This window comes from Herbaspirillum sp. (assembly GCF_035644555.1).
Classification (GTDB): Bacteria; Pseudomonadota; Gammaproteobacteria; order Burkholderiales; family Burkholderiaceae_D; genus Herbaspirillum.
Genome location: NZ_DASQOH010000044.1, coordinates 55,006 through 67,056, shown reverse-complemented (window position 1 = coordinate 67,056; position 12,051 = coordinate 55,006). Strand labels below are relative to the sequence as shown.

Genomic DNA, 12,051 nt, shown 5'->3' with positions numbered 1-12,051 from the left:
GCCAGTGTCCTGGCCGGAACTCATGTCGTCATCAGTTGCGAGATGTGTTCAAGGGCCCGTGAACCTGCAGCGGCTTGCTGGTGCGGATCGCCGCGATCATGTTGCGCACCGCCGGCGCGCGTTCGTGACGACGGAATACGGCTGCCACCTCGGAAACGATAGCGCTGCCCGCCAGCGGCCGATAGCAGACATTGGGCAGTTGCACCACCGAGGTCAATACCCCCGGCACCACCGCCACGCCCGCGCCCACCGATACCTCGGCCAGCACCGCCAGCAGGCCACCTGGACGACTCATGCTGCGCGGCTCGAAACCGCCGCGGCGCCAGACCTCGCGACTGCCCAGCTCCTGCTCGGGCAGGATGAAGGATTCTCCGGCCAGGGCCCGTGAACGCACGGCAGCGCCCGCGCTCGCCAGTGCATGATCAGCAGGCAGGGCCAGGCAGAAGCGGTCGCGCAACAGGACTTGCGACTGCAGGGTGCCGCCCAGCGGCACCGGCATGCGCAGGAAGGCGATGTCGACCTTGCCCTCCTCCAGCGCGTCGGAAAGTTGCGCCATCGGCCACTCGCGGGCATGTACCGTGGCTTGCGGCCACTGACGACGGAAGGCGCTGATCTGCTGCTGCAGGATGCCGCCGAATACCGCCGATCCCACATAGCCGATTTCGACCCGGCCCAGCTCGCCGCGCCCGGCACGGCGACCCACGTCGATGGCCTGGTCGAAGCGTGCCAGTACCGCGCGTGCCTGCTCGACGAAATCACGACCGGCCGAGGTCAGCAATACGGAGCGCTTGGTGCGGGCGAACAACTGGACCTGCAGTTGGCGCTCCAGCTCCTGGATCTGCACCGACAGCGTGGGTGGCGCAATGCCCAGCAGTTCGGCAGCACGGGCGAAGTGCAGTTCTTCGGCGACGGTCAGGAAGTAACGCAGGTGTCGTAGGTCCACGGGCTTGCTCCGGTATGAGGGATGGCGGCGATGCCTTGAATTAGTTTAAAACTAATTAAGTCGTGGTTGATGATTATTGAAGTGAATTATAGAGACTGGTTCAATGAACCCTCTCCCCTCTCGCATTTCAGAAAAGGAATTCCATGATCATCAAGACCCGACTTCTCGCCCTGGCCCTCTCCAGCCTGTTGGCGGCCAATGTAGCGGCTGCCGCCACCCTGCCGACCCAGCCGGTGCTGACGCTGGCCGCTGCGCAACAGGTGCTGCAGGCTGCCCAGGCCAAGGCGCAGGCGGAAAACTGGCCCTGCGTGATCTCGGTAGTGGATGCCGCCGGTCTGCCCGTGGCGCTGGTGCGCATGGACAACGCGGCCGTACCGGCCGGGGTCGAGATCGCGCCGGGCAAGGCGCGTACTGCAGCACTGTTTCGCCGTCCCAGCGGCGCGCTGGAAGATGCGATCAACGGCAACCGCCCGGCGGCCGCCACGGCACGCGGCTTTGTCCTGATGCGCGGCGGCTTGCCGTTGGTGGCCGACGGTCAGGTGGTGGGGGCCATCGGCGTGTCGGCCGACACCCCGCAGCATGATGAAGACATCGCCAAGGCCGGCGTGGCGGCGTTGAAGTAAGACCCTCTTGCCCTCCTGCCCGCGCCGCCATGCGTTCGCCCTTCTCCTCCACCGCTGGCCGCATCCTGCTGACCGGTTCGCTGGGATGTGCCATGACGGTACTGGACACCAACGTGGTCGGGATCATCCTGCCCACGGTGGCGCGTGAGCTGCAGGCGTCCTTCAGCGAGGTGGAATGGGTGGTCAGCAGCTATGTGCTGTGCTTTGCCGCGCTGCTGCTGCCGGCCGGTGCCCTGGCGGACCGCTATGGCCGCAAGCGCGTGCTGCGGAGCGGGCTGGCGCTGTTCGCGCTGGCCTCACTGCTTTGTGCCTTGGCTCCCACGGCACAGGCCCTGTATGCGGCCCGCGCGCTGCAGGGGGTGGGTGCGGCCCTTTTGCTGGCGCCTTCGCTGGCGGTGATCGGCCATGCCTTCCATGACGAGAGCGAGCGCGCACGCGCCTGGGCGGTGTGGGGCGTCATCATGGGCCTGACCATGGTGCTGGCGCCGCTGATCGGCGCCGTCATCAATACCCTGCTGGGCTGGCGCTGGGCGTTCGGGATCAACCTGCCGGTCTGCCTGTTGCTGGGCATGGCGGTAGGACGGCAGGTACCGGAGTCACGCAATCCGCTGCCGCGTCCGCTGGATCCGCTGGGCATCCTGTCTTTCTCCAGCGCGGTCTTCCTCCTGACCTGGGCCCTGATCACGGGTCCGGAACAGGGGTGGACCAGCGTTGTTTGCGTCGCCCGCGGTCTGGGCGGCGCATTTTTATTCCTGCTCTTCATCGCCTGGGAGCGCCGCTGCGCCCATCCGATGCTGGAGCTGTCACTGTTCCGCCATGCCGGTTTCGTGGCGGCAGTGGCGGCCATGTTCGCCTATGCGGCCTCGGCCCAGGTGATGGCGTCGCTGCTGCCGCTGTTCCTGCAAAATGCACGCGGCCTGAACGCGCTGCAGACCGGCCTGGGCATGCTGCCCTTCGCGCTGGCGATGCTGCTGTTGCCGCAGCTGGGACGCCTGCTGGGCCGGCACCTGTCGTCGGCGCGGGTGCTGGCCCTGGGGCTGGCCGTCACCGCAGCAGGCAACCTGCTGATGATGCTGGCCGCCGGCAATGGCTCGCTGGCGCTGGTGGTGCTGGGCATGGCGGTCCTGGGCAGCGGGGGCGGTCTGCTCAATGGCGAGACACAAAAGGCCATCATGGGCAATGTGCCGCGCGAACGCGCCGGAATGGCCTCGGGTATCAGCACCACCTCGCGTTTCACCGGGGTGCTGGCCGGCTTTGCCGGGCTGGGGGCGGTGCTGGCACAGTCGGCCCGCAGCCGCATGCTGGAGGGCATGATCACCCTGGGAGAGGCGCCCGGGCGCGCCGAGCAGTTCGTCAGTCGCGCGCTGGCCGGCGACATGGCTCAGGCGGCGCAGGCCTATGGCGAGCGGCAGGCGAGCATCCTGGCGCTGGCGCGCCAAGCCTATGCCCAGGGCTTTGCGCATGCCTTTGCCGCCGCGGCACTGCTGGCGCTGGCGGCCGCGCTCATCGTGCTGTGGTCGATCAGGCGGGCGGCGCAGCCTGCAGCCGTGCCGCCAGACGTGGCAGGACCGACTCGGCATCCTCCTGCAGCTTGAAGCCCAGCAGGTCGTCGGCGCGGGTCAGGCCGCGATTGATCGCCACCACCGGCTTGCCGGCTGCCGCCACCATGCGCGGGAAGCGGAAACCCGACAACACCATCAGCGAAGAACCGATCACCAGCATGGCATCGCAGTCGCGCGCGGCCGTCTCGGCCTGGGCGCTGCGGGCGGCCGGCACACCATCGCCGAAGAACACCACATCCGGTTGCAGCATGCCGCCGCAGACCAGGCAAGCGGGGACATGGAACTCGGCATCGGCCTCCGGTTCCAGCCGGGCATCGCCATCGGGCAGGATCTCCGCCTGCAGTCGGGTCAGGGCCGGGTTGTCGCGCTCCAGCTGCTGCTGGATCGCGGCCCGTGGATGTTGGGCGCCACAGGACAGACAACGCACCGCATGGATGCTACCGTGCAGTTCCAGCACATCGCGACTGCCAGCCTGCTGGTGCAGGCCATCGACGTTCTGGGTCAGGATGGTCCCCACCTGCCCGCCGGACTGCAACTGCGCCAGCGCGTGGTGGGCGGCATTCGGTACGGCGCGCGCCAGGCGCGGCCAGCCCAGCATGCTGCGTGCCCAGTAACGCTTGCGGGCCGCTTCCGACTGGCGGAATTCGCTGCCCTGGATGGGCAGACGGCCTCGACGTACTCCGGTGTCGTCGCGGTAGTCGGGAATGCCGGAGGCGGTACTGATGCCGGCCCCGGTGAGTACCAGCACCTTGCGATGGGACAGCAGCCACTGCGACAGTGCCGCAACAGCATCGGCCTGCAGGACAGGCGCTGCAGGGACAGGCAAGGGAGAGGACAGGGAATCCGGCAGGATCAGGCTCTGGCTCATGGAAAACTCGCTGGAGATTGTATCGACAAGGGGCAGCGTACGCGAAAACGGACGGGGCCGCCGGCCGCGCCGCAACCAACCACCACCCGCTATATCCAACCCGGCCCAGCCGCTCAGGCGCGGCGCGGCAGCTCCCGCAGCGGGATCGCCTGGGCCAGGTCGCGCAGGGTGGCCGGCAGCGCCGGTCGCCCGAACAGGAAGCCCTGCCCCTCCTGGCAGCCCTCCTGCTCCAGGATGGCACGTACAAAGGCCTTGGCCTGCTGGCTGGTTTCCAGCGAGGAATAGCCACTGCCGAAGTGGTCCATGGCAATGGTCACGCCCATGGCCTTGAGCTGCTGCAGCAGATAGAGCGCACGTTCGCGGTCGGCGATCCGCGCTATCCGTTCGCCCCGGGCATCACGTCATGCGGCTCAGGCTCGCGGGGGTGGTCGAATTGCTGAGGCGGAAGGTCGAGACCAGCCCGGCCAGCGCACTGGCCTGTTCCATCATCGAGTTGGCTGCTGCCGCCGCTTCCTCCACCAGTGCCGAATTCTGCTGCGTGGCTTCATCCATGTGGGTGATGGCCAGGTTGACCTGTCCGATGCCGTGGCTCTGTTCCTGGCTGGCATGCGAAATCTCGGCCACCACGTCGGTCACGCGCTTGACGCTGGTGACGACGTTTTCCATCGTCAGTCCGGCTTGCTGGACCAGGTGGCTGCCTTGTCCGATCTGGCCGACCGAGTCATTGATCAGCTCGGTGATTTCCTTGGCGGCGGTAGCACTGCGTTGCGCCAGGTTGCGCACCTCCGAGGCCACCACCGCGAAGCCACGTCCCTGCTCGCCGGCGCGGGCTGCTTCCACCGCCGCATTCAGGGCCAGGATATTGGTCTGGAAGGCGATGCCATCGATCACGCTGATGATGTCCACGATCTTGCGCGAGGAGGCATTGATGCCTTCCATGGTGCTGACCACCTGTCCCACCGCGACGCCGCCCTGGCTCGCCACTTCCGAAGCCGATACCGCCAGCTGGCTGGCCTGGCGGGCGTTGTCGGCGTTCTGCTTCACGGTGGACATCAGTTGTTCCATGGCCGATGCGGTCTCTTCCAGGGCGCCGGCCTGTTGTTCCGTGCGCGAGGACAGATCCAGATTGCCCGAGGCGATCTCGGCCGAGGCCTGTTCAATGGTATGCGTACCTTCCCGCACCTTGCCGACGATGGCGACCAGGCTGTCGCGCATCTTCTTGATGGCCATCAGCAGGCTGGCATTGTCGCCGGGGAGGGTCTGGACTTCCGAGGTCAGGTCGCCGGCCGCGATCTGCTGGGCGATGTCGGCGGCATAGGCGGGCTCGCCGCCCAGCTGTTTCAACAGGCCGCGGGTGATGAGTACGGCCACGATCACCGAGATCAAGCACACCAGCAGGGTGAGCACGGCCACCACCAGCGAGCCGTGTGCGGATACGTCCATCGTGGTCTGGTGCGCGCGGTCGTTTTCGGCGTCCACTTCCGCGATGACCTTGTTGATGTCCTGCACGATCTGGCGCCGCAGGGGACTGCATTCATTGACCAGGAAATCACGGAATTCCTCGCTCCTGCCGCCTTCGCGATATATGCGCGGACGCTTGAGTTCCTCGGCCATCTGCAGCAGCCCGGCACGCACCTTGTCAAAGCCCTTGTTGCCGGCCATTTCCGGTTCGAGTTCGGCCAGGGCCTTCAGATAGATCTGCTTCTGTTCATCGACGATCGCCAGTTCCTTGGCGGCATCGGCGTCGCTGCGGAACACATAGGCATTGCGCGCCGCAAGGCCGGTCTGGTCCAACGCCTCGCGTGCCAGATAGAGCGGCACCAGGCGCCGGCTCTGGACGGTATCGGCGGCCTTGATGGAGGTCGTCAGGGACTGGATGCTGACCAGCGCAACGGCAGCCAGGATCACCGTCAGCACCAGCAGGACGGCAAACCCCAGCGATAACTTGGTGCCGATTTTCATATTCTTTAACACACTCATTATTCCCCCCAGTTGTACAGGATGCGATTTTTTGGACATCGACCAATCCGGACGGAATCAATCCATGCAGCATCGACTATAGACAAAGGCCGAGCTGATGGATCTAGGGATTTTCCCGAGGCCAGCATCGGACCGGGTGACAGGCCGTGGCCACACGATAAAAAAAGGCGCCGGTGTTGCCACCGGCGCCTGGTGCCCTGTCGCGCGCGCGACTGTAACGGTTCCGTCTAGAGTTTTTCGGTTTCCCCACTCTTGGGTTGCCACTTCATCAAGCGCTTTTCGATCACGCCCACGGCCAGATCCAGCACCAGTGCAAAGATGGTCAGTACGACAATGCCGGCAAAGACGGTATTGATGTCGAAGGTCCCTTCAGCCTGCAGGATCAGGTAACCGACGCCACGTGCCGATCCCAGGTATTCGCCCACCACCGCACCGACGAAGGCCAGGCCGATGGAGGTATGCAGGCTGGAAAACACCCACGAGGTGGCCGAGGGCAGGTAGACCGTGCGCAGCAGCTGGCGCGCATTGGCGCCCAGCATGCGGGCATTGGCCAACACCACCGGGCTGACTTCCTTGACGCCCTGGTAGACGTTGAAGAAGACGATGAAGAACACCAGCGTGACCGCCAGCGCCACCTTGGACCAGATCCCCAGGCCGAACCACATCGCGAAGATCGGTGCCAGGATCACGCGCGGCATGGAATTGGCGGCCTTCACGTAGGGATCGAGAATGGCCGAGGCGGTCGGCGACAGTGCCAGCCACAGGCCGATACCCAGGCCGAAGACGGTGCCGATGACGAAGGCCAGCACGGTCTCGGTGAGCGTGATGAGCAGGTGCGAATAGATCTCTGCGGGGAACGTGAGCGTGAAGAAGGTGGTGTCGCCGATCCCCACTTCCAGCGAGCCGCTGCCCACCGTGAACCACTCCCAGATGCGCTGCGCCACCTTCAGCGGTTCGCCGAAGAAGAAGGCGGTCTGCGGATTGCGGGTGGCCACATGCCACACCAGCAGGACGATGGCCAATACCATCAGTTGCCAGAAGCGGATGTTCTTGTGATTCGGTTTAAATAATTTCCACATGGTGCTGGTTCTCTTCCCTGATCTTTTTCCGGTACGGCTTACGCTGCGCGCTTCTGTTGTTGATAACCCTTGAGCACTTCGTCGCGCAGCACGTCCCAGATCTGCTGGTGCAGTTCGACGAAGCGCGGATGCATGCGGATTTCGGCGACATCACGCGGGCGCGGCAGGTCGATCCTGAATTCGCCGATGGGATGAGTGCCGGGACCGGCGGCCAGCACGATCACGCGGTCGGACATGGCGATGGCTTCGTCGAGGTCGTGGGTGATGAAGAGCACGGCCTTCTTCTTGGCATTCCAGAGGTCCAGCACCTCGTTTTCCATCAGCTGGCGGGTCTGGATGTCCAGGGCCGAGAAGGGTTCGTCCATGAGGATGATGTCGGGGTCGAGGATCAGCGTCTGCGCCAGCGCCACGCGCTTGCGCATGCCGCCGGAGAGCTGGTGCGGGTAGCGGTCGCCGAAGCCTTGCAGACCCACGCGGGACAGCCATTGTTCACCCAGTTCCTGCGCGGCCTGTTCGTCCTGGCCGCGATACTGCAGGCCGGCGATCACATTCTGCAGCGCGCTGCGCCAGGGCATCAGCGCCTCGGCCTGGAACATGTAGCCGGCGCGGCGATTGATGCCGGTGAGCTCTTCGCCGAATACCTTGACGCTGCCCGAGGACGGTTGCAGCAGCCCGGCACCGACGTTGAGCAGGGTGGACTTGCCGCAGCCGGTAGGACCGACGACGGAGACGAATTCGCCCGGTGCGATGGACAGGTCGGTATTGGCCACGGCGGTGTAGCGCTGGGAACGATCGTCCTTGGAGACGAAGGTACAGGTGATGTTGTCGAACTGGAGGGCTGGCGTCATGGCAGTGCGGGCCGATAGGGCCACAGTGGGTGATACGGGGGGAAGCGTCCCGCCCAGATGCGCAAATGCCCGTTACCGGGCATTTGCTGTGCATTCGCATCGGGTGGGAGCACCGCGCTTACTTGTATTTGGCGTTGGCCTTCTGCACGAAGGAATTGGTAAAGGTCTTGGAGAGGTCGATCTGCTTGTCGGCCAGCGAGGGCTCGAAGGCCTTGAGCGTGCGCAGGGCGGTATCGGGGCCACCTGGCGGGAAGTAGCCGTCCGGCGAGATAGCCTGGCGCACCTTCATGAAGGCGTCGATGTAGAGCGAACGGTCACCCAGCAGGTAGCTCTCCGGCACGGCCTTGATGATGTCGGAGGGGCCGGCCTTCTGGATCCACTTCAGCGCGCGCACCATGGCGTTGGTCAGGGCTTGCGTGGTGTTGGGATACTTCTGGACGAAGGCCGCCGGGGCGTACAGGGTGGCGGCCGGCATCGGGCCACCGAAGACGTCGTTGGTGTCCTTCAGGGTACGGGTGTCGGCGATGGTCTTGATCTCGTTGTGCTGTTCCAGCATGGAGATCACCGGGTCCAGGTTGGCGATGGCATCGATCTGGCCGGAACGGATGGCCGAGATCGCACCGGCCGAGGCCCCCACGCCGATGAAGGAGACGTCGGTGGGCTTCAGGCCGGCCTTGGCCAGCACATAGCTGGCCATGATGCTGGTGGAGGAGCCGGGCGCGGTCACGCCGATCTTCTTGCCCTTGAGGTCGGCCACGCTCTTGTAGTTGGGCATGGTCTTGTTGTTGGCCGCCAGCACGATCTGCGGCGCACGGCCCTGCAGCACGAAGGCGACGATGGCCTGGCCCTTGGCCTGCATGTTGATGGTGTGCTCGTAGGCGCCCGAGACCACGTCGGCGCTGCCGCCCACCATCGCCTGCAAGGCCTTGGCACCGCCGGCGAAGTCGGAAATCTCGACCTGCAGCCCCTCATCCTTGAAATAGCCGAGCTGTTCGGCCACCGTCAGCGGGAGGTAATAGAACAGGTTCTTGCCACCGACGGCGATGGACACCTTGGGCTTTTCCAGTGCCTGCGCACCGGCACTGCCGTTGAAGGAAAAGTAGCCGGCCAGGAACAGGCCCGCGGCGATCAGCAATTGCTTCCAGCTCAATTTCATTATGTCTCCTCCGTGTGTGGATGGGGGTACAGCTTGTTGTGCATAGTCCCGTCCGGCATCCCGTGCAGATGCCACGACGGTCTGGGCGCCGTTCAGACCACGCCGTGGTCCCTCAGCGTCTTGATGTGGGCCTCATCATACCCCAGCGATTGCAGGATTTCATCGCTGTGGGCGCCCAGCTCGGGACCGAGCCACCTGGTCTGGCCCGGCGTCTCGGACATCTTGGGGGTGATGCCGGGCAGCTTGACCGGTGTGCCGTCAGCAAACTGGTGCTGCTCGAACATGTTGCGGGCCAGGAACTGGGCATCGCTCATCATGTCCTTGACCGAGTAGATCTTGCCGACCGGGACATCGGCCGCCTGCAGCGTGGTCAGGGCATTTTCGATGGTCTGCGTGCTGCACCACTGCTGGATGGCGGCGTCGATCTCGGCGGTACGCGGCACGCGGCCATCGTTGCGCGCCAGGCCGGGATCATTGGCCATCTCGTCGCGGCCGATGGCGCTCATCAGGCGCTTGAAGATGGCATCGCCATTGCCGGCGATGACGATGTTCATGCCGTCGCCCGTGGTATAGGTGTTGGAGGGCACGATGCCGGGCAGCGCGCCACCGGTGCGTTCGCGCACCACGCCGGCGAAGTCGAATTCCGGCACCATCGATTCCATCATGTTGAAGACGGCCTCGTACAAGGCCACATCCACCATCTGCCCCTGGCCGGCGACGCAGTCGTCGCCCTGCTTGCCGTTCCAGCGGCCGCCTGTGACGTCGCGGTGGCGCAGCGCCATCATGGCGCCGATCACGCCGTGCAGGGCGGCGATGGAGTCGCCGATGGAAATGCCGATGCGCACCGGTGGACGATCCGGGTGGCCGGAAACGTAGCGGATACCGCCCATGGATTCGCCGATGGCGCCGAAGCCCGGCAGGTCGCGCAGAGGGCCGGTCTGGCCGTAGCCGGACAGGCGCACCATGATGGTGGCCGGGTTCAGTTGCTTGAGGTCTTCATAGCCGAGCTTCCACTTTTCCAGCACGCCTGGACGGTAGTTCTCGATGATGACGTCGGCTTCCAGGGCCAGCTTCCTGGCGATCTCCTGTGCCCGCTCGTCCTTCATGTTGAGGGTGATGCTCTTCTTGTTGCGGGCCTGGACCGACCACCATAGCGAGGTGCCATCCTTGAGCACGCGCCACTGGCGCAGCGGGTCGCCGTTGCCTGGGGCTTCGACCTTGATCACCTCGGCACCGAATTCGGCCAGCATGCGCGAGCAGAACGGGCCTGCAATCAGGGTGCCCAGTTCCAGTACCTTGATGCCGGCCAGCGGGCCGGGCTTGGATGTGCCTGTGCTCATCGTGCTTGCACCGGATGGCTGACGCGCTGCGGCGCGGCCGATCCGGTGATCTCCTCCTGATCGTGATGCCGGACCTGGCTCTTGTCGGGTAGTGGCCAGTGTCCTGAAATGCGTGGGTTGGTGTGCAGTCCGGCGCACAGGGTTGCTGCGCTGTCGCCTGCGGCAGCCTCCGGGGGTACCGGCCGGCTGGCAGTCGTCATTCTATTGCAGCATGGACTGGATGTCGCGCATTTTGACCTTCATCGTCGACGTCATGCCTGCAAGTTTTTCATCTGAAATCTGAAACCGGTGCCGGCCTCACGTGGTCCGGCGATCCAGCATGGCGCGGGCGATGGTGCCGGCATCCACATATTCCAGCTCGCCGCCGACCGGTACGCCCCGTGCCAGGCGACTTACCTTCAGGCCACGCGCCTTGAGGGTTTCGCTGATGTAGTGGGCGGTAGCTTCGCCTTCGTTGGTGAAGTTGGTGGCCAGCACCACTTCGGTGACCACGCCATCGGTGGCGCGGGTGATCAGCTTTTCGAGATGGATGTCACGCGGGCCGATGCCGTCCAGCGGCGAGAGGCGCCCCATGAGGACGAAATACAGGCCCTTGAAGGTCAGTGTCTGCTCGATCATGACCTGGTCGGAGGGAGACTCCACCACGCATAGCTGGGTATGGTCGCGCTGGCTGTCCTGGCAGGTCTCGCAGATGACCTGCTCGGTGAAGGTATTGCAGAGCGCGCAATGACGGATGGTGTCAAGCGCCTGCGCCAGCGACTTGCTGAGCTCGGCAGCGGCGTCGCGGTCATGCTGCAGCAGGTGATAGGCCATGCGCTGCGCGGTCTTGGGGCCGATGCCGGGGAGCCGGCGCAGCGATTCGGTCAGGACGGTAAGACTGGAGGGTGTTTTCAATTGCGGTCTACGGAATAGCGGAAGGCTTCCAGCGCCTCGGCGGTCATCGAGGGGACGAATTCGATGATCTCGTATTCGGCCACACCGCCGATGAAGAAGGGATCGGATTCCATGATGGCTTCGATCTCGGCACGATCGGCGCAGTCGGCAATGATGATGCCACCGGTGCGCGGAACCTTGCGGCCCGACATCAGGAACACGCCGTCGGCATATTGCTGGTTGAGGAATTTCTTGTGCGCGGTCAGCAGGGAATCGATTTCGCCTGCCGGCTTGGTGTACGTGATCGAGACGATGAACATGGTGCATCCCCTAAACAATCGTGCATTCCGTCAACATCATGGATATCTTGCATTACCGCAGCGATCCTGGCGGCCCGGCATGCCTGCACGGGCCGCATCGACCTCAGAACGGCATCTTGAAGCCAGGGGGCATCGGCATGCCGGCGGTGACGCCGGACATCTTTTCCTGGGCGGTGGCTTCAGCCTTGCGCGCGGCGTCGTTGAAGGCGGCGGCGACCAGGTCTTCCAGCATGTCCTTGTCTTCGGCCAGCAGCGACGGATCAATGGAGACGCGCTTGACGTCGTTCTTGCAGGTCATCACGACCTTCACCAGTCCGGCGCCGGACTGGCCTTCCACTTCGATGGTGGCCAGCTGTTCCTGGGCCTTCTTCATGTTGTCCTGCATGGCCTGTGCTTGCTTCATCAGACCTGCGAGTTGACCTTTCATCATGCTCATGCTCCTTGTTTCAATTCACGGAA

General features: G+C 64.7%; 13 protein-coding genes. 2 read left to right on the top strand and 11 right to left on the bottom strand.

Annotation, left to right across the window (positions count from 1 at the left end):
* Nucleotides 1-31 precede the first annotated feature (31 nt).
* Entirely contained in the window at nt 32-943 is a 912-nt protein-coding gene (locus VE092_RS11470) for a LysR substrate-binding domain-containing protein (protein ID WP_324876801.1), read from the bottom strand.
* Between the two features lie 143 nt (nt 944-1,086).
* On the opposite strand from VE092_RS11470, the gene VE092_RS11465 reads away from it, so the two are divergent.
* Both VE092_RS11465 and VE092_RS11460 read left to right on the top strand, forming a co-directional pair.
* Nucleotides 1,087-1,566 (top strand): GlcG/HbpS family heme-binding protein, encoded by a 480-nt coding sequence (locus tag VE092_RS11465; RefSeq protein WP_006465026.1) that lies wholly within the window; start codon nt 1,087-1,089, stop codon nt 1,564-1,566.
* 29 nt (nt 1,567-1,595) lie between these two features.
* Entirely contained in the window at nt 1,596-3,161 is a 1,566-nt protein-coding gene (locus VE092_RS11460; protein ID WP_324876798.1) for an MFS transporter, read from the top strand.
* Here VE092_RS11460 and VE092_RS11455 read toward each other — a convergent pair.
* From VE092_RS11455 to VE092_RS11410, 10 genes are all read right to left on the bottom strand, one after another.
* Nucleotides 3,088-3,996, bottom strand: coding sequence for an NAD-dependent protein deacetylase (locus VE092_RS11455; RefSeq protein ID WP_324876796.1), 909 nt, complete (start codon nt 3,994-3,996; stop codon nt 3,088-3,090). The genes VE092_RS11460 and VE092_RS11455 overlap by 74 nt on opposite strands.
* Before the next feature lie 113 nt (nt 3,997-4,109).
* Nucleotides 4,110-4,319 carry a hypothetical protein gene (locus tag VE092_RS11450; protein ID WP_324876794.1) on the bottom strand — a complete coding sequence of 70 codons (210 nt, stop codon included), beginning with the start codon at nt 4,317-4,319 and terminating at the stop codon, nt 4,110-4,112.
* Between the two features lie 73 nt (nt 4,320-4,392).
* Nucleotides 4,393-5,958: a methyl-accepting chemotaxis protein gene (locus VE092_RS11445; protein WP_414653468.1), complete on the bottom strand. Its 1,566-nt coding sequence runs from the start codon at nt 5,956-5,958 to the stop codon at nt 4,393-4,395.
* Between the two features lie 245 nt (nt 5,959-6,203).
* Nucleotides 6,204-7,055: an ABC transporter permease gene (locus VE092_RS11440; RefSeq protein WP_324876790.1), complete on the bottom strand. Its 852-nt coding sequence runs from the start codon at nt 7,053-7,055 to the stop codon at nt 6,204-6,206.
* A 38-nt stretch (nt 7,056-7,093) separates the two neighbouring features.
* Complete coding sequence (locus VE092_RS11435) at nt 7,094-7,903, bottom strand: ABC transporter ATP-binding protein (RefSeq protein ID WP_324876788.1); 810 nt, start codon at nt 7,901-7,903, stop codon at nt 7,094-7,096.
* 118 nt (nt 7,904-8,021) lie between these two features.
* Nucleotides 8,022-9,059 carry an ABC transporter substrate-binding protein gene (locus VE092_RS11430; protein ID WP_006465019.1) on the bottom strand — a complete coding sequence of 346 codons (1,038 nt, stop codon included), beginning with the start codon at nt 9,057-9,059 and terminating at the stop codon, nt 8,022-8,024.
* 92 nt (nt 9,060-9,151) lie between these two features.
* A complete protein-coding gene (locus VE092_RS11425) occupies nt 9,152-10,399 on the bottom strand; it encodes a CaiB/BaiF CoA-transferase family protein (RefSeq protein ID WP_324876785.1) in 1,248 nt (415 codons plus the stop codon).
* A gap of 297 nt (nt 10,400-10,696) precedes the next feature.
* Nucleotides 10,697-11,293: a recombination mediator RecR gene (gene recR / locus VE092_RS11420; protein ID WP_006465016.1), complete on the bottom strand. Its 597-nt coding sequence runs from the start codon at nt 11,291-11,293 to the stop codon at nt 10,697-10,699.
* Nucleotides 11,290-11,592, bottom strand: coding sequence for a YciI family protein (locus tag VE092_RS11415; protein WP_324876783.1), 303 nt, complete (start codon nt 11,590-11,592; stop codon nt 11,290-11,292). The genes recR and VE092_RS11415 overlap by 4 nt, the downstream gene beginning before the upstream one ends.
* 103 nt (nt 11,593-11,695) lie before the next feature.
* The gene (locus VE092_RS11410; RefSeq protein ID WP_324876781.1) at nt 11,696-12,022 is read right to left on the bottom strand and encodes a YbaB/EbfC family nucleoid-associated protein; all 327 of its coding nucleotides are present in this window, start codon (nt 12,020-12,022) and stop codon (nt 11,696-11,698) included.
* Nucleotides 12,023-12,051: the final 29 nt, after the last annotated feature.